We start from the raw sequence: 17730 nt of genomic DNA on the forward strand, positions 1-17730 counted from the left end.
GGTGCCCATGACGACGACGCCGATCCTGCCGGGCTTCTACCCGGATCCCTCCGTCTGCCGGGTGGGAGACGCCTACTTCCTGGCGACATCCACCTTCGAGTACGTGCCCGGGGTGCCGATCCACCGGTCGACGGACCTGGTGACGTGGGACCTGGTGGGGCACGCGCTGCCTGACGCCGACGTGATCCGCGCGCCGCGCGGCATGGCCGGGGCGAGCGCGGGCATCTTCGCGCCCACGCTGCGCCATCACGACGGGCTGTTCTGGGTCGCCACCACGTCGATCGGGCGCCTCGGGGAGGGGCAGCTCATCACCCACGCGGAGGGTCCCGCAGGGCCGTGGTCCGAGCCCGTGTTCGTGCCGGGCACACCCGGCATCGATCCCGACCTCGCGTGGCTCGACGACGGCACGTGCCTGCTCACCTGGCGCGGCTTCGGGCCGCCCGGCATCCACCAGGTCGCCATCGACCCGCGGACCGGGGCGAGGGTGGGGGAGGAGACGCTGCTATGGGAGGGCACCGGGCTCGCCGACACCGAGGGCCCGCACCTCATCCGCCGCGGTGACTGGTGGTACCTCATGGTCGCCGAGGGCGGCACCCATACCGGCCATGGCGTGTCGATCGCGCGGTCCCGCGACCCCCGCGGCCCGTTCGAGCCGCACCCGCACAACCCGATCTTCAGCCACCGCAGCACCGACCACCCGGTCCAGGCGGTCGGCCATCCGGACCTGGTGGAGCTCGCGGATGGGAGCTGGGCCATGGTCCACCTGGGCATCCGCCAGCAGGGCTCGTTCCCGCGCTTCCACGTGCTCGGCCGCGAGACCTTCCTCCAGGGGGTCGACTGGGTGGACGGCTGGCCCGCCGTGATCGAGGGCCGATTCGAGGCGCCCGCGCGCGACCGGTCCTGGACGGACCGGTTCACCGACCCGACCCTCGACCCCCGGTGGCTCGCGCCATCGGTGAGCCCCGCATCGTTCGCCCGCGCCGGCGCGGGCCTGGTGCTCGAGACCGGCCGCGACCCCGACGGGAGCGAGCAGGACCGAGCGCTGTGCGCGCGCATCGTCGACCTCGACTGGGATGCCTCCGCCGAGGTCGCGTACGGCGACGCGTGCCTGTCGGTGCGGCTCGATGCGACGCACTGGTACGGCGTCGAGCTGGTCGACGGGGTGGCCCGGGCGCGCGCCGTGAGCGCGCCGTTCGATCAGGTGTTCGGCGCAGAGGGAGTGCGCCCGGGTGATGCGCTCGCGATCCGGGCGCGGCGCATCGAGCCCGCGCTCGGGGAGAGCGCGGGACCCGACGCGATCGCGCTCGGGATCGAGCGCGGCGAGGCCTTCATCGAGCTCGCTTCGCTCGACGGCCGCTACCTGTCGACCGAGCTCGCGGGCGGTTTCACCGGTCGGATGCTGGGCCTCGAGGCGCTCGGTGGTGAGGCGCGCGTCGGTCGGGTGTCCTACCTGCCCCGGGTGTGACGAGGTCGCCCGTGGGGCCCCGGAACGCGAAAACCTTGACACCTTAAGATTTTCGCGGTTATAGTCGTCGCACCCCCGGGACCATCGCGTAGAACACCACGACGGCCGCCCCTCGCGGCCTTCAGGCAAGGAAGCCTCATGACCCTCTCAGATGAAGCGGTTCGCGCGCCGGAGTCGATGGACGACTCCTCGCGCATCGCCGCCGAGTTCGGTTCCCCCCGCAAGACCATCGGACTCGTCCTCGTCGCCGCCCTCGGCATGTACGTGATGGCGATGAGCATGTCGACCGCGCTGTCGCTGCGCATCGCCGCCGTCGCCCCGGAGACCAAGGACATCGTCTACAGCCGGACCGTCGCCATCGGCGCCCTGCTCATGCTCGTCGTCATCCCGCTGGCCGGCGCCCTCTCCGACCGCACCACCAGCCGCTTCGGTCGCCGTCGCCCGTGGATCGTGGGCGGCCTCGCCGTCGCCCTCGTCGCCGGCGTGATCGCGGGCGCGACCAGCAACGTCGCGATCATCGGCGCGGCCTACGTGATCCTCGTGGTCGCGATGCAGTCCGCCTTCAACGCGTACGCGGTCATCCCCGTCGAGGCCGTTCCCGACGCCATGCGCGCCCGCGTCATGGGCATCATGGGCCTGTTCGGAGCCCTCGCGTTCTCCGGCGGTTCGTACCTCGCCGGCGCGCTCGTCGGGCAGCCGCTGCTCATCCTCTCCGTGCCGGTCGCGCTCGCCATCGCCACCACGCTGCCGCTGCTGATGCTGTACCGCGATCCGGTCAAGTCCCGCGCCGAGGTGCCCCCGCTCGACGTCAAGGGCCTGGTCGGCGGGCTGATCGTCAATCCGCGCAAGCACCCGAACTTCGGGTGGACCTGGCTGGCGCGCCTGCTCGCCGGCATGGCGATGGCCGCGCTGTTCACCTACTTCGTCTACTTCATGATCGACGTCCTCGAGGTGCCGCTTCCCGAGGTCGGCGCGAAGGCGGGCCTGCTCACGCTGATCTCCGCGCCCATCTCCGTCATCTTCTTCACCGGCTCCGGCTGGCTGTCGGACAAGATCGGACGCCGCAAGCCCTTCGTCGCCGGGGCTGCCGTGCTCATGGCCTTGGCCCTCGTGATCGCCGCCACGTCGCACACCTTCTCCGGGTTCGTGGTCGCCTGGTGCGTGTTCGCCGTCGGCCAGTCGATGTACCTCACCGTCGACCTGGCGCTGTGCGCCGCGGTGCTGCCCGACGCCAAGGACGCCGGCAAGGACATGGCGGTGTTCGGCCTCGCGCTCAACATCCCGAACATCCTGGTGCCGGCCGTCGGCCCGGCCGTGCTCGCGCTCGGCGGCGGCCACAACTACGCGCTGCTCTGGATCGGGTCCGCCGTCCTGTGCCTCGCGGGTGCCGCGATCATGCCGCTCATCAAGGGCGTCCGCTAGCCCACGTGACCGGCCGGGCCCCAGGCGGGCCCGGCCGTTCGCTCACCACTCCCCGCAGATTCCGAGGTATCCCGCATGACCAGCCCGTTCCCGTCCGACTTCCTCTGGGGCGTCGCCACCGCCGGCCACCAGGGCGAGGGAGACAACGTCCACAGCGACATGTGGACGCTCGAGCACACTGTGCCGACGCTGTTCGCCGAGGTCAGCGGCCCCGCGTGCCGCACGTGGGAGCGGTGGGAGGAGGATCTCGACATCGCGGCGGAGCTGGGCCTCAACGCCTACCGTTTCTCCGTCGAGTGGGCGCGCGTCGAGCCCCAGCGCGGCGTGATCGACGAGGCCGCGCTCGATCACTACGAGCAGCTGGTGGACGGGTGTCTCGCCCGTGGCCTCGCGCCCGTGGTCACCTTCAACCACTTCGCGTCCCCGCACTGGTTCTCCGCCGCGGGCTCGTGGCTCGCGGACGATGCGGCGGACCTGTTCGCGGCACAGTGCGACCGGGTGATGGCCCGGTTCGGCGACCGGATCGCCGTCGCGGTCACGATCAACGAGCCGAACCTCGAGCAACTCCTCCACGCGAGCGGGAAACTCCCCGCGGTCGCCGAGCAGATCAAGCTCGAGATGCTCGAGGCCGCCGCGCGCGACGCGGGCACCGCGCGCTACTACGCCTCGAACGTCATCCCGGCCGCGCTCGAAGCCGAGTTCACTGAGGCCCTCACTGGGGCGCATCGCGCCGCGGTCGCCGCGATCAAGGCGCGCCGCCCCGACCTGCCGACCGGCGTGTCGATCGCGATCATCGACGAGGTCGCGCTCGAGGGCGGCGAGGACCGCCGCGACGCCAAGCGCGCCGCGGTCTACGACCACTGGCTGCGGGTCGCGCGCGACGATGATTTCATCGGAGTCCAGAACTACGAGTCGATCTTCCATGGGCCCGCCGGAGAGGTGGTGCCCGACGGTCCGCGCAACGGCATGGGCACGCTCATCGAGCCCGCGTCGCTCGCCCGCGCGGCGCGCTACGCGCACCAGGTATCCGGGGTCCCGGTGATGGTGACGGAGCACGGCATGCAGACCGCCGATGATGCGGAGCGCGCGGCGTTCATCCCCGCCGCCCTCGCGCTGCTCGGCGAGGAGATCGCCGCCGGCACGCCCGTGCTGGGGTACTGCCACTGGACGCTGCTCGACAACTTCGAGTGGATCTTCGGCTACGGGCCCAAGCTCGGGCTCGTCGCCGTCGACCGCGAGACGTTCGACCGGACCGTCAAGCCATCCGCCCACGTGTACGCGGGCGCTGTGCGCGCCCACCGCGCCGTGAGCGCGAGCTGAGGCCGCCGTGGCGCTCACCATCGCGACGCGCTGCCGCGTGATCATCGACAACGACTTCGCGGGGGACCCGGACGGTCTCGTGGCCCTCGCGCACCACCTGCTGTCGCCCGGGCACCGTGTCGACGCCGTCACGAGCTCGCGGCTGTCACCCGTGTTCGGCCCGCCGGACGGTGGGGCGGCCGCGGGCGCCGTGTACGCCGCCGAGCTCGCCGCGTTGATCGACGGCCCCGTGCCCGAGATCGCAGCCGGACGGGATGTGCCCGTCGACCTCGCCGCCGTGGCGACCGGGTCGGAGGTGTCCGCCGCGGCTCGCACCATCATCGATCAGGCGCGCAGGGAGGACGATCTCCCTCTCACGCTCGTGTGCGGCGGCCCGCTCACCAACGTCGCCGAGGCGTTGGCGGCGGCCCCCGATATCGCCGAGCGCCTGAGCCTCGCGTGGGTCGGAGGCTCGCTGGCCGACGCGGAGGAGTACAACCGCGACACCGATGCGGAGGCGGCGGCGTTCGTGCTGGGTCTCCCCGCGCTCGAGGTGCGACAGTTCCCCCTCGAGACGTACCGGCGCTTCGCGTGGAGCGTCGCGCAGATCCAGGACCTGCTGGAAGAGTGCGGCGAGCTCGGCGCGTGGCTGTGGCGGCGCTTCGACGAGCTGCCGCTGCCTCCCGGATTCGCGGTCGACGCCGTGTGGCCGCTCGGGGACAGCGCGCCCCTGCTCGGCACCGCCCTGTCGGGAGAGTCCAGCGCGTGGGAGGCGGGGGAGCGGACGCTCGTCTGCACCGCGCCCGACGCCGCGCTCGTCCTGGGCGACATGGCCGCCCTCTTCCGCCGCCACGCGGCACGCGGCTGAGCGACTCGTCGCAGGAGGTCTCACTCGGGCTCGGGCGCGGCGCCCGCGAACCGCGCCGCGCCCGGCCGGCGCGCCACGAACGCGACCGCGAGAGGCCCGGCCAGCGCACCCGCGCCCACGACGGCGACGAGCGCCCACGGCGACCCGCCCGCTCCCGCCAGCGGTGACGCGAGCGCGCCCGCGGTGAACTGCACGATCCCGAGAAGCCCCGACGCGGCGCCCGCCCGCGTCCGGGCGGCCCCCATCGCGAGCGTCGTCACGGACGGGATGATGAAGCCGATGCACGCGATCGCGAGGAACAGCCCCGCCATCACGACCGCGAGCGAGTGGAGGCCGACGCCGAGCGCGAGCACGGCCGCGCCCGCCGCGGAGCCCGCGTGGCCGGCGGCGAGGATCCGCGTCGACCCCAGACGCGCCACCAGCTGCCGAGTGGTCATCGAGGCGGTCACGATCCCTATCGCGTTGAGTGCGAACACGTAGCTGTACTGCTGGGGCGTCAGCCCGAACCCGTCCTGCAGGACGAACGACGAGGCGCCGATGTACCCGAACAGCACCACGCCGATCGCGCCGGTCGCCGCGAGGTAGGCGAGGAACGGCCGCACGGCGATCACCGCACCGAGCTCGCGCGCGATCGCGCCGGCCCGCGCGGCGATCCTCCGGTCGGGCGGAAGCGTCTCCGGGAGCGCGCGCGCCGCCACCGCCGTCAGGACCACCGCGGCGCCCGCGAGCACGAGGAACATCCCGCGCCAGCCGGTGACGCGCGCGAGCGCGCCCCCGAGCAGGGGTGCGATCACCGGAGCGAGCGACGCGACCGCGCCGAGCGTCGCGAACGCGCGACCCGCGGCCGCGCCCGGATACGTGTCCGCGACGATCGCGCGGGTCACCACGAGGCACGCGGCCGCGGCGAGGCCCGTCGCGAACCGCAGCGCGAGCAGCGTCCCGATCGACGGTGCGAGGGCGCTGAGGACATGCAGCACGGCGTACGCGGCCCCACCGGCGAGCAACGGCAGCCGCCTGCCGACCGCGTCGCTCACCGGCCCGACCACCAGCTGGCCGCCCGCGATCCCCACGAGCACCGCCGACAGCGTCGCGGCCGCGCCGGCCGCGCTGGTGGCGAAGTCGTCCTGCAGTCGGGGAAGCACCGGCATGTAGACGTCGGTGGTGAAGACCACGAGCGCGGTGAACAGGGCGAGCAGCGGCACCAGGCGTCGTGGCGCCGCGCGGTCCGCTGCGGGGTTCACTCGGCGGCCGGGCGCTCGAGCAGCTCGACCAGGTTGCCCTCGGGATCGGCGACGAAGGCCATCCGGATCCCCGGCTCGGGGGACGGCCGCGCGGACATCACCTCGCGTGCGCCCATCCCGAGCAGTCGCGCGAAGGCGTCGTCGAGCCCGCTCACGTCGAAGGCCATGTGGCCGAAGCCCTCTCGCAACGCCGCCTCGGCCGGGTCCGCGGCCCGCGGGCGGGACGTCGAGCCCTCGCGGTGAAGCAGCTCCAGGCGCCTCCCGTCGGCGTCGATCAGCATGACGAAGTCGAGCGCGATCGGGTCGACACGTCCGGCGAAGTCCACCCGCATGGTGAAGGCGGCCTGGTACCAGGACGATGCGGCGGCCAGGTCGGCGACGTTGAGGCCCACGTGGTCGAGGCGTGCGTGTTCAGGCATGGACGTTCAGCTCCGCGGGGTCGGACGTGAGGTACGAGGCGATGCGCCCGTGCGGGTCGCGGCGCGCCCGGATCTCCTCGAGACGGGCGTGGTGCGCGGGGCTGAGGAAGCGGTCGTTGCGCTGCGTGAAGTCGGTGTCGCCGAGGTAGACGCCCACCCCGCCTTCCCGGGCGATCGCCGCGGTCTGTGCATGCACGCGCGACCGGTACCGCGCATCGTCCCCCTTGTCCTTGTAGATGAGGTACGTCGCGACGTACACGTTGCCCTCGACCGAGAAGGCCATGTCGGGCAGCTCACGGGAGGGTGCCCAGCCGTACCAGATCGAGAACGAGTGCTCCGTGTCGAGCCCGCGCCAGACGTCGAGCAGCAGCGGGGCGAGCGTCGCCGCGTCCGCGTCCGTCCACGCGCAGTCGACCGCGTAACGGTAGCCCTCGGGATTCTGCCCCGCCTGGGCCGCGTTCTCCTCCGCGATCGAGGTGGGCGCGGTGACGTGGCCGAGCTCGCGCCCCGCGACGGGGCACTCGCCCAGTCCCGCGAGCAGGGCGCGCGCCTCCTCGTCGGAGTCCGCCATGCAGGTCGCGTGGAGCAGTAGCACGGTCCCGCCGGGGTGTGCGACGCCCTCGTGGAGCGGGACGTCGGGAAGGCGCGTGGCGGCCATGACGGGCTCGACGCGGCGGTCGAGCGTCGGCAGCACGGCGTGCAGCCAGCGGATCACCTCCTCGGCGTCGTCGAGGTGGAACGTCCACGTGTCGTGCCACATCGACGCCGGCTTGGAATAGGTCTGCAGGTGGAAGCGGGTGACGATGCCGGGGAAGCCCGGACCCGCGCCGCGCGCCGCCCAGTACAGGTCCGGGTTCTGGGTGGCGTCGGCGCGCACGAGCTCGCCGTCCGCGGTGACGACGTCGACCGCGACGATGCTCTCGCACGCCCAGCCCATGAGGCGACCGTTCCATCCCTGGCCTCCTTGGAGCAGGAAGCCGCCGATCCCGACGCTCGGGCAGTGGCCGCCGGGGAACGCGCGGCCGCGCTCGGCGAGGTACGGGGCGAGCTCCTCGCCGCCCTTCGTGGCGGGTCCGGCGGAGACGATCCCGTTCACCTCGTCGTACTCGAGCGTGCGCAGCGCGCCGAGGTCGATGAGCAGCGCGTCGTCGCGCACGCTCCACGCCGCCCACGAGTGGCCCCCGGAGCGCACGCTGATCGCCCAGCCGCGCTCGACCGCGAGGCGCACGCCCGCGACCACGTCCTCGGCATCAGCGGCCTCGAGCACGGCGGCGGGATAGCGGTCGGGCCGGCGGGCGTTGAAGACCCGGCCCACGCGGGCCTCCTCGTACCCGGGCTCGCCGCGCATCGTGAGCCGGCCCCGCACCGCGGGTCGCCCGTTCGTCGCCGCGCTCATCCCACCACCGCCGCGCCGCCGTCGACAGGGATGTTCGCGCCGGACACGTGCCGGGACTCGTCGCTCGCGAGGAACAGGATCGCGTTGGCGACGTCCTCCGGCTGCCCCCAGCGTCCCAGCGGCACCCGCGAGAGAATCTGCTCGGCGGGGCCGTCGGGGTCCTCGAGCATGGGCGTCGTATGCGGCGTCTGCGTCATCGCGGGGGAGACGGCGTTCACGCGGATGCCGTGTGGGCCGCCCTCGACCACCAGCTGGGAGGTGAGCGCGAGCACCCCGCCCTTCGCGGCGCCGTGCGCGTTCTGCGGCATGAACCAGGCCCCACGGGTGGCCGTGATCGACGCGATGTTCACTACCGAGCCGCCGCCGCGGGCGACCAGGTGGGGCCAGGCGGCGCGCGTCACGAGGAACACGATGTCGAGCTCGTTGCGCATGGTGAAGGACCAGTCCTCGTACGAGAGCACGTCGATCGCGCCGAACCGGATCGCGGAGGCGTTGTTGACGAGGATGTCGACGCCGCCGCCTAGCCGTGCCGCCTCATCCACCCAGGCCGCGGCTCCGTCGGGTGTCGCGAGGTCGACCGGGGCGATCGCGTCCATGCGGCCGCCCTCTGCGCGCACGAGCGCCACGGTCTCCTCGGACGGACCGGGATTGAGGTCGCAGCCGACCACGTGTGCGCCCTCGCGGGCGCAGGCGAGGGCCGTCGCGCGGCCGATGCCGCCGCCGGTCCCGGTCACCAGGACCGCCTTGCCGGCGAGCCGGCCGGTCACGCGGGCGACCCGTCGCTCGCGAGGTCGACGAGCGCGCCGCCGCCGAAGTTCTCGTCGTGGTGCGACGCGGCGCGCAGGATCGGATAAGCGGTGGCGCGCATCTGCGCCTCGTACTCGCCGATCGCCGCGGTGAGCTCGACCTCGCCGCGGCCGACGGCCTCGAGCCGGTCCACCAGCAGCGCCGCGTCGTTGAGCGACGTGTTCGCGCCCATGCCGAGCGTGGGAAGCATCGCGTGCGCCGAGTCGCCGATGATCGTGACGCGTGACGGGGTCCAGCTCTCCGCCGGGTCGAGGAAGCCGAACGGCACCGCGAACATCGAGTCGAGGTCCATGCCCGCCACGATCGCGCGTGCGGCCGGGTGCCAGCCCTCGAGGGCGTCGAGCATCGCGTCGCGGATGCGCGCCGCGTCCTCGAGCGTCCACTCGCTGGCGGGCGGCACCGCGGTGCCCGCGGGCACGGTGCAGCTCGCCATCACGTAGGGCGGCACGTCCTCGAGCGCGACGTCGGGGGCGATCTCCGCCGCCGCCTCGGCCGCCGAGCGGCGCGGACGGTACGTCGCGACGAGAAGCCGCGAACCGTGCCGGTCGACGATCATCTGGACGCCCTCGTCGATCAGCTCGGGCAGTTGCGCCTGGAGCTCCTCGGTGATGTCGGCGCGCCCGAAGATCCCGATGCCTGCGATGCCCGTGCGGACCACCTGGACGTCCGGCAGCAGCTGCCGGCGGACCGCGGAGTTGATGCCGTCGGCGCCGACGAGGACGTCGCCGCGCACCGAGGTGCCGTCCGACAGCGTCACGGTGACCCCGGCATCGTCCTGCTCGAACGAGACCACCGCCGTGCCGGCGTGGTAGACGTCGTCGAGCCGCGCGCGGAGGATCTGACGCAGCTGGCGGCGGTGCACGCCCGTGTCGGGGAAGGCGCCGTCCTTGGGAGGGATGAGCGGGGGCTGGGAGCTGAGCTCGTTGAGCTGGGAGTCGCGCACGATGGAGCCCGTGCGGACGTAGTTCACCCGAGACGTCGCCTGGTAGAGCCGGTACAGGTCCTCGGGCAGGCAGCGCCCGAGCGCGTCCCCTCCCATGGGGTTGACGTGCAGGTAGTAGCCCTGCCGGTGCTCGACCGTGTCGTGGCGTTCGAACACGTCGACCGTGTGGCCCGCGCGCAGCAGGCCGTGGGCCGCGGTGAGGCCGGCGAGACCGCCGCCGGCGATGACGACGTGGAGGGGCTGAAAGGCCATCGTGCACTCCCTTGTGCGTGGCGGTGACCGGCGAACCGGACGACTTTCGAGACATGAAAGTCGCTTTCAGTCGGATGCTAGCGCCTTGCGCGTCGCGATTCCAGGGGGCGACACGCGCGGATCGGCCGTCTGGACACCCGGCCGATGCGTGCCCTACTGTGATTGAAAGTGACTTTCACGATGTGAGAACTCAAGGAAGAGTGGACACATGGCGGGTTGGTTGGACCTCGAGGGCAAGGGCGCCCTCGTCATCGGCGCGGGGGGACTTGGCGGCGCGACCGCGCTGAGCCTGGCCGCCGCGGGCATGCGGACGGCGGTCGTCGACCGCGACGCCGCGGCGCTCGACGCGCTGCTCGCCGCCGCGAGCGCGGCCGGTGGGGAGGTGGTCGCCCTCGCGGCCGACATCTCGACCCCCGACGCGTGTCGCGAGGTGGTCGCGCGGGCCGTCGAGGCGGTCGGCACGCCCCGCGCGTTCGTGCACGCGGTGGGCCGCAACGACCGCCGTCCCGTGCTCGAGCTCGGCGACGCCGACTGGGAGGCGATCCTCACCCTCAACCTGTCGACCGCGTGGTGGCTGGGCCAGGAGGTCGGCCGGCGCATGGTCGAGGCGGGGGAGGGGCGCATGGTGTTCGTGTCCTCGGTGTCCGCGTTGCTCGCGCACGCTCACCACGCTCCCTACGCCGCGACCAAGGGCGGCATCAACCAGATGATGCGCGTGATGGCGCGCGAGTGGGCTCCGCATGGTGTCACCGTGAACGCGGTCGGGCCCGGCTACGTCGAGACCGACCTCACGCGTGCCTACCTCGACCGCGACGGCCACCGTGAGGAGCTCGAGTCGCTGGTCCCTGCGCGCCGCCTCGGCGTGCCCGCGGAGGTCGCCGATGCCGTGACCTTCCTGCTCTCCGACCGGGCGCGGTTCATTACCGGTCAGTGCGTGTACGTCGACGGCGGGCGCACCCTCGTATGAGCGTGCACCCTCGCGACCTCCCGCTCGCCGACGCGCGCGCGCTGGTGCAGCGCGCGGTCGACAAGGCCGAGCAGCTCGGTCTGCGTGGGGGTATCGCGGTGGTGGGCGCCAGCGGCGCGCTCGTCACGGCCTCCCGCCTCGACCGCGGCGGCGCGGGGGGCATGGCGCGCGCACGGTCGAAGGCGTGGATCTCCGCGACCCAGCAGATCCCAAGCACCGAGCACCTGCACCGCATGACCACCCTGCCCGCGCCCATCGCCTCCGGCTTCGTCACGGTCTCTCCCGAGGCCGTGTTCCCGGGCGCGGGCGGCATGCCGATCGTCGTCGACGGGGTGGTGGTCGCGGGGATCGCGGCCTCCGGCGCCACGGTGAGCCCGTTCCTGCCCGCCGACGTGGCCCCGGAGGTGGTCAGCGCCGACGGTGAGCCCGCGAACCCGGAGGACCTGCTCATCGCGTACGCGCTCGGCGTGCCCTACGCGGGACAGCACGGCGACGACCGTGCGCGCTGGCGCGAGCGCTTCGGCGATCTGGTCCTGTCACCCGCGGACAGCCTCGGCATGCGAGCCGCGCCTGCTGCCGTCGTGCAGCACGAGCTCGCCTGGGCCACCGGTCTATGCGACGCGGCCATCGCCGCGGCGGCCGCGCGAGGCGTGCGCGTCTCGGTCGCGGTCGCCGATCCCGGCGGCGACACGATCCGCGAGGACCGGATGGACGATGCGGTGGCTGGGGGCGTCGACGTCGCGCGGGCGACCGCGGCGGCTGCGGCGCGGTTCGGGATGCCCTCCGCGGACCTGGTGCCGGCATTCGGGGTTGCCGCCCCGTTACTCGATTCGCTCGCGCCCCCGACCATCCTCGCGGCTCCCGGCGCCGTCCCGCTGGTCGTGGACGGACGCGTGATCGGCGGCCTCGGGGTGGGCGGAGCCGATCCCGGTCTCTGCGCGGAGATCGCCGCGCAGGCTGCCGGAGAGGCCGCGCGATGAGCGGCGAGGTGCGCGTCGCCGTGCTCGGCTGCGGTGCGATCGGCAGCCTGTACGCGGCCCATCTCGCGCGCGTGCCGGGAGTCGAGGTGTGGGCCGTCGACCCGTGGGCGGAGCACGTGGCGGCGATCGAGCGCGGCGGGCTGCGCGTCACGGGGCACGCCGACTTCCTTGCGCCGGTGCGCGCGATCACCGACGCCGCCGCGCTGCCCGACTGCGAGCTCGCGATCGTCGCGACCAAGGCGGGTCATACGCGCGCCGCCGTCGCGGCCGCCGCGCACGCGCTCCGAGGAGCCGCGGTTGCGAGCCTGCAGAACGGCCTCGGCAACGAGGAGGAGATCGCGGCGGTGGTCCCGCGGGTCATCCGCGGCAGCATCGTCACCGCCGGCGCCGTCACCGCGCCGGGCACCGTCCGCTACGACGCTCCCGGCGACTCCTGGCTGGGGCCGTTCGAGCCGAGCCCCGCATCGTCCCCCGACATCGCCCGCCTGGCGAGCCTGCTGACCGCAGGCGGCCTCCCCACGTTCGCGATGGACGATGCCCGCGGCCCCCAGTGGACCAAGGTGGTGTTCAACGCCGCGACCAGCGCGATCGCGGCCCTCACCGGGCTGACGATCGGCCAGGTCTGCACGCACCCGGAGCTGCGTCGACAGGTCGACGCGCTGATCGCCGAGGCGCTCGCCGTCTGCGCGGCATCGGGGATCTCGCTGCTCCGCGCGCCGGACGAGGCGGTCGAGGAGGCGGTCGCCGAGGCCTACTGGCACCGCCCGTCGATGCTGCAGGACGTCGCGGCGCGCCGGCCCACCGAGGTCGATGCGCTCAACGGCGGGATCGCGGCCGAGGGCGAGCGGCTCGGCGTGGCGACGCCGCTGCACGATGCGATGGTCGCGCTGGTGCACGGCCTGGAGTCCGGTTGGACGACCCCCGCGGATGCGGGTCACTGACGGAGGCGAGAGATGGGCAAGAAGGTGCTGGGGCTGTCCTGTGGGAACCCGGGCGGCAGCGTCGAGATCCTGACGGTCGAGGCCCTGCGCGCCGCCGAGGCGGCGGGGGCCGAGGTCGAGCTCGTGCGCCTCGACGACCTGCGGCTGGACCCGGGCGACGGCGGCGACGCGTGGTGGTTCTGGGAGCGGCTCATCGACTGCGACGCGTGGATCATCGCCGCGCCGATCATCAGCAGGACGGTGCCTGGGCGCCTCAAGGTGCTCGGCGACCGGCTGCTCGGGCCGAACGCCGACGCCGCGATCATCGAGGGCCTGCTCGAGGCACGGCGCAGCGGCGAGGACCCCGCGGTGCCGTTCCGCGTCGACGAGCGCGTGCTCCGTCCCCGGGTCGCGGGCTTCATCGCGTGCGGCGGCGCGCTCACGACGCAGTGGAAGACGCTGGCATTGCCGGTCATGCACACGCTCACGTTCTCGATGAGCACCGCCGTGGTCGACCAGATGGTGGTGGAGGGCGCGGGCACACCGCGTTCGGTGCTGCTCGATCCCGACGCGATCGCGCGCGCGGAAGCGCTCGGGGCGAACGTCGCGAGCCAGCTGGGCCGCGGTCTCGACGACGCGGAGTACCTGGGACCTCCCGGGGCGTGCCCGATGTGCCATCTGGACGTGGTGGTGCTGCGCGGCGCGGACGTCGAGTGTGCGACGTGCGGCGCGCGCGGCCGGCTCGCAGGTGAGGGCGGCACGCTCGAGTGGACCGACCTCTCCGTGTCCGTGATCTCGATGGAGGAGCGCCACGCGCACTACCGCGAGATCGTCGACACGGCGCGTGCGCACGCGGATCAGGCGGCTGCCCTCGCGCAGCGCGCCGCGGCCTATGAAGACTTCCCCCTCACGAGGCCGGGGGAGGCGGCGCAGGCACCGTAAGGTCACATCTTCGTCACGGCGGCGCGGATTGTAGACAATCCGCAGGCGCGCCTCTAGCATGATGATCACCGGCGAAAGTCGTTTTCATGATGTGAAAACCAGTAGGACACACCCCGATCGCGGACATCAAAGGAGATCCCCGTGAGCACCATTCGCCTTCACCCCATGCGCACCTCGCTGGCCGTCGGAGCCGCCACCGCGCTGCTCGCGCTCAGCGCGTGCTCGTCGACCGGTGGCGAGACCACCACGTCGGAGTCGCCCGCCTCGAGCGCAACGGCCTCCGCCTCCGCGGCTCCCGCCTCGGACCTGCCCAAGACCCTGGTGTTCGCGCCGCTCGCGCTGTCCATCCCTGCGATGCAGGGACTGTCCGAGGGCGTGACGGGCTACGGCGGAAGCCAGGGCTGGGAGGTGATCGTCCAAGACCCGAAGCTCGACCCCGCCACTCAGGTGCAGCAGGTCACCGAGGTCCTCGAGTCGGGCCGTGCGGGCGCGCTGTGGATCATCGCGATCGCCCCGGCGTCGATGACCGACGTGCTCCACGCCGCGCAGGAGAAGGGCGTCCCGGTGCTGATCAACGGCGTGCCTGCGGACTACGGCTTCGACGGGCCGCAGGCCGGCATCACCTTCGACACGATCGACTACGAGGCGGGCGGCACCGCGCTCGGGGAGCAGACCGGCATGTGCATCAACGAGAAGCTCGGCGGCGAGGGCACGGTCATCTACGGAGCGTCTCCCGCGGGCACCGCGGGCAAGGAGGAGTCCGACGCCGCGTTCCTGGCGGCCCTCGAGGCGACCGCGCCCGGCGTCGAGGTGGTCCAGACCTGGGACATCACGGACCGTGCGGCCTCGCAGACCGATGTCGGCTCGATCCTCCAGGCGCACCCTGACGTCGACGTGGTCGCGGCCGCCAACGACGAGGGCGTGCTCGGCGCCATCGGCGCGTTCAAGGCGGCGGGCAAGGAGCTCACGTGCGCCACGGACTTCGGTGGCAACGACGAGGTGCTCGCGCTGGTCGAGGACGGCACCATGTTCGCGACCGTCGCTCTGCAGTTCGAGCAGGACATGATCCAGTCCTTCGACACGCTCGCGGAGATGCAGATGGACCCGACCGCGGTCGGTCCCGAGCTCACCGTGCCGCTCGAGGTCACCAGCTCGGCCTCCTGATCGGCACCTGGCGAAAGAAATGACGATGACCAGTCCCGCTCAGGCGGGCGGCGCGGCGACTCCCGGGACCCCGGGAGCCGCCGCATCGTCCACCCCGCCCACCACTCCCGGCCCGGCCGTCGCGCCCGCGAAGGACAGCGCCGGCGTGCGCGGGCTCATCTTCCTGCGCGACCGCGGCATCTTCGTGCTGTGGGTCCTCCTCATCGCGGTGTTCGCGGTGTGGGCCAACCCCTACTTCGCGACGCTCAACAACGCGATCCTCATCGCCAACGCCGCGGCGATCAGCGCGATCTTCGCGGCGGGCGTCGCCGTCGGGATCATCTGCGGAGCGCTCGACCTGTCGATCCCCGGCGTCGCCGCGCTGTCGAGCTGCGTCGCCGGCTGGATGATCACCAACGGCCTGCCGGTGTGGCTGGCCCTGGTGGTGGGCATCGTGCTCGGCGCCCTCGTCGGGCTCGTGAACGGGCTGATCTCGCTGCGCGGCTTCAACCCCATCATCGTGACCATCGCGATGCTGTCGATCACGTCGGCCGCGGCGGCGATCGTCGCCGGCGGGTACACCTTCCCGGGGCTCACCCAGCTCGACTTCATGGGCACGCAGCGCTACCTCGGGATCCCCGCGCCCGTGTGGATCACCGCCGGGGTGTTCCTGGTGGGAACCGTGTTCCTCACCAAGACCCGCGACGGCATCCGGCTCATGGCGGTCGGCGGCAGCGCCGAGGCCGTGCGCCGTTCGGGGATCCACAGCGACCGCTACAAGGTGTTCGCGTTCGTGATCTCGAGCACCTGCGCGGGGCTCGGCGGCCTCGTGACCACCGCGACCGTCACCGAGGCCAATCCCAGCGCCAGCCCGGGCCTCATCTTCACCGCGCTCACGGCCGTCGCGCTGGCGGGCGTGTCCCTGGTGGGAGGCCGCGGAAGCCTCCCACGCGTGCTCGTCGGAGCGCTGGTCCTAGCGACCATCTCCAACGGCCTCACCATCGTCGGCGTGCAGCCGTACTGGGCGACCGGCGTGACCGGTGCGCTGCTCATCGGGTCGCTCACGCTCGAGCGATGGGTGACCACGTCGGTGTCCAGGCGACTGATGGCGACCGCGCAGGCGTCCGTCCACACGGGAACGAGGTGACCCCCATGAACGCCACCACCACCACCACCACGCCCGCGCTCGAGCTCACGGGCATCGACATGCACTACGGCTACGTACGCGCGCTCGACTCGATCGACTTCCACGTGGGACAGGGCGAGGTGGTCGGCCTGCTCGGCGACAACGGCGCCGGCAAGTCGACGCTGCTCAAGATCATGTCGGGCGCGCACCGACCGTCCGCGGGCACCGTCAGGGTCCACGGCGACGAGGTCGAGCTGCACTCGCCCAGCGCCGCCACGCATGCGGGCATCCAGATGGTCTACCAGGACCTGGCTCTGGTCGACGCGCTGGACATCGCCACGAACCTCAACATCGGGCGCGAGATCCTGCGTCCAGGCATCTTCGGGCTGCTGGGATTCGTGGATCACAAGGCGCAGCGCAAGCGCTCGGAGGCGGAGCTCGACAAGCTCGGGGTGCGCACCGCCGCGATGACCCGGCCCGTCGAGATGCTGTCCGGCGGTCAACGCCAGGTGGTGGCGCTTGCGCGCAGCGCGACGCGAGTCTCCGGGGAGCAGAACGGCATCCTGCTGCTCGACGAGCCGACCGCCGCGCTCGGCTACGAGCAGACCCAGGTGGTCCAGGCGCTGGTGCGACGGATGGCGGACCAGGGCATCGCGATCGTGCTGGTGACGCACAACCTGGCGCTCGCGAACGCGGTCTGCGACCGCATGGTGGTGCTCAACCGCGGTCGCAAGGTCGCGGACGTCGTCACCGCCGAGACCGACAACGACCACCTGGTGGGGTGGATCACGGGCGCGCGGGCCTCGATGTTCGAGTAGCGCACCGGGTGGTGCGGCGTCGGCGATCGAGGGGTCGCCGACGCCGCGGCGCGTCCATCAGAGGTCGGTCGCCTCGCCGAGCGCGAGGCGACGCACCACGCCCGCGGGGCTGAATGCGGCGAGCATGCCCGCGTACTTCTCGGGGTCCGCGGTCTCACCCTCATGCATCGGCACGGCGACGCGCGGCGCGACCGCGTGCACGTAGTCGACCGCCTCGGCGAGCTTGAGCCAAGGGCCGTCGATGGGTACCGCGAGCACCTCCACCGGACGCCCCGGCATCGTGAACGTGTCCCCAGGGTGAAGGAAACCGTCGATCAGGTATGCGTTGGACGTGCACCCGGGGACGTCGCCGTAGACCGCCGCGTGGATGCCGCCGAGCACCTCGACCTCGACCCCTGCCACGGCGATCCGGTCTCCGGGGCGCGCGACCGTGACCTCGCCTACCCGGGCCGCCACCGACGGCTCGGAATCGGCGTCCACCACGACCGCGGCGTCCGGATGGTGCGCGAGGAGGGCCGCGAGGCCGTCGACGTCCACGTGGTCCGCGTGCTGGTGGGTGACCAGGACCGCGTCGAGGCCGCGGAGGTCCGCGTACGTCGAGAGCACGCCCGGGTCGATGAGCAGGCGAGCGCCCTGGCTCTCGACGAGGAAGCATGCGTGGCCGAGATGCGTGAGCTTCACGGGACTCCTTCGTCACTGCGCCTCACTGAATGAAAGCGACT

At 72.7% G+C, this 17730-nt stretch carries 17 protein-coding genes; 11 read left to right on the forward strand and 6 right to left on the reverse strand.

Translation table 11 applies throughout. The features are described 5' to 3' along the window. Positions 1-7: 7 nt before the first annotated feature. The 4 genes from AOM01_RS04465 (at position 8) to AOM01_RS04480 (ending at position 5054) form a co-directional block, all read left to right on the forward strand. A complete protein-coding gene (locus tag AOM01_RS04465) occupies positions 8-1465 on the forward strand; it encodes a glycoside hydrolase family 43 protein (RefSeq protein WP_062289538.1) in 1458 nt (485 codons plus the stop codon). Between the two features lie 138 nt (positions 1466-1603). Then, positions 1604-2887, forward strand: a complete 1284-nt coding sequence (locus tag AOM01_RS04470; protein WP_062289540.1) for an MFS transporter — start codon at positions 1604-1606, stop codon at positions 2885-2887. Positions 2888-2962: 75 nt separating this feature from the next. Further along, positions 2963-4207, forward strand: a complete 1245-nt coding sequence (locus AOM01_RS04475; protein ID WP_062289542.1) for a family 1 glycosylhydrolase — start codon at positions 2963-2965, stop codon at positions 4205-4207. Between the two features lie 7 nt (positions 4208-4214). Then, on the forward strand, positions 4215-5054 hold the full coding sequence (locus tag AOM01_RS04480; RefSeq protein ID WP_062289544.1) for a nucleoside hydrolase: 840 nt from the start codon (positions 4215-4217) through the stop codon (positions 5052-5054). A gap of 20 nt (positions 5055-5074) precedes the next feature. Here the strand turns inward: AOM01_RS04480 and AOM01_RS04485 are convergent, their stop codons facing one another. Genes AOM01_RS04485 through AOM01_RS04505 form a run of 5 tightly spaced genes read right to left on the reverse strand, consistent with a single transcriptional unit; the run spans position 5075 to position 10112 of the window. Further along, the gene (locus AOM01_RS04485; protein WP_062289547.1) at positions 5075-6256 is read right to left on the reverse strand and encodes a Bcr/CflA family efflux MFS transporter; all 1182 of its coding nucleotides are present in this window, start codon (positions 6254-6256) and stop codon (positions 5075-5077) included. A 35-nt stretch (positions 6257-6291) separates the two neighbouring features. Beyond that, a complete protein-coding gene (locus AOM01_RS04490; protein WP_062289550.1) occupies positions 6292-6714 on the reverse strand; it encodes a VOC family protein in 423 nt (140 codons plus the stop codon). Next, positions 6707-8110 carry an FAD-binding oxidoreductase gene (locus tag AOM01_RS04495; protein WP_082109973.1) on the reverse strand — a complete coding sequence of 468 codons (1404 nt, stop codon included), beginning with the start codon at positions 8108-8110 and terminating at the stop codon, positions 6707-6709. The genes AOM01_RS04490 and AOM01_RS04495 overlap by 8 nt, the downstream gene beginning before the upstream one ends. Next, the gene (locus AOM01_RS04500) at positions 8107-8877 is read right to left on the reverse strand and encodes an SDR family NAD(P)-dependent oxidoreductase (protein ID WP_062289553.1); all 771 of its coding nucleotides are present in this window, start codon (positions 8875-8877) and stop codon (positions 8107-8109) included. Before AOM01_RS04500 ends, AOM01_RS04495 begins: the two co-directional genes overlap by 4 nt. Further along, positions 8874-10112: an FAD-dependent oxidoreductase gene (locus AOM01_RS04505; RefSeq protein WP_062289555.1), complete on the reverse strand. Its 1239-nt coding sequence runs from the start codon at positions 10110-10112 to the stop codon at positions 8874-8876. Before AOM01_RS04505 ends, AOM01_RS04500 begins: the two co-directional genes overlap by 4 nt. Before the next feature lie 208 nt (positions 10113-10320). Here AOM01_RS04505 and AOM01_RS04510 point away from each other — a divergent pair, with 208 nt between their 5' ends. The 7 genes from AOM01_RS04510 to AOM01_RS04540 all read left to right on the forward strand — a co-directional run bounded on the left by AOM01_RS04510 (position 10321) and on the right by AOM01_RS04540 (position 17008). Next, positions 10321-11079 carry an SDR family NAD(P)-dependent oxidoreductase gene (locus tag AOM01_RS04510; protein ID WP_062289557.1) on the forward strand — a complete coding sequence of 253 codons (759 nt, stop codon included), beginning with the start codon at positions 10321-10323 and terminating at the stop codon, positions 11077-11079. Beyond that, positions 11076-12059 (forward strand): GlcG/HbpS family heme-binding protein, encoded by a 984-nt coding sequence (locus tag AOM01_RS04515; protein WP_082109974.1) that lies wholly within the window; start codon positions 11076-11078, stop codon positions 12057-12059. The genes AOM01_RS04510 and AOM01_RS04515 overlap by 4 nt, the downstream gene beginning before the upstream one ends. Further along, positions 12056-13000: a ketopantoate reductase family protein gene (locus AOM01_RS04520; RefSeq protein WP_062289563.1), complete on the forward strand. Its 945-nt coding sequence runs from the start codon at positions 12056-12058 to the stop codon at positions 12998-13000. Before AOM01_RS04515 ends, AOM01_RS04520 begins: the two co-directional genes overlap by 4 nt. 12 nt (positions 13001-13012) lie before the next feature. Continuing rightward, positions 13013-13921 (forward strand): NAD(P)H-dependent oxidoreductase, encoded by a 909-nt coding sequence (locus AOM01_RS04525; protein WP_062289566.1) that lies wholly within the window; start codon positions 13013-13015, stop codon positions 13919-13921. Positions 13922-14062: 141 nt separating this feature from the next. Beyond that, positions 14063-15085 carry a sugar ABC transporter substrate-binding protein gene (locus tag AOM01_RS04530; RefSeq protein WP_156155822.1) on the forward strand — a complete coding sequence of 341 codons (1023 nt, stop codon included), beginning with the start codon at positions 14063-14065 and terminating at the stop codon, positions 15083-15085. Positions 15086-15110: 25 nt separating this feature from the next. After that, a complete protein-coding gene (locus AOM01_RS04535) occupies positions 15111-16211 on the forward strand; it encodes an ABC transporter permease (protein ID WP_169746514.1) in 1101 nt (366 codons plus the stop codon). Positions 16212-16216: 5 nt separating this feature from the next. After that, positions 16217-17008, forward strand: a complete 792-nt coding sequence (locus AOM01_RS04540) for an ATP-binding cassette domain-containing protein (RefSeq protein ID WP_062289576.1) — start codon at positions 16217-16219, stop codon at positions 17006-17008. Between the two features lie 57 nt (positions 17009-17065). Here AOM01_RS04540 and AOM01_RS04545 read toward each other — a convergent pair whose 3' ends face one another. Beyond that, a complete protein-coding gene (locus AOM01_RS04545) occupies positions 17066-17689 on the reverse strand; it encodes an MBL fold metallo-hydrolase (RefSeq protein ID WP_062289580.1) in 624 nt (207 codons plus the stop codon). Positions 17690-17730 lie beyond the last annotated feature (41 nt).

The organism is Demequina phytophila (genome assembly GCF_000971135.1).
In the GTDB taxonomy this organism is placed as follows: Bacteria; Actinomycetota; Actinomycetes; order Actinomycetales; family Demequinaceae; genus Demequina; species Demequina phytophila.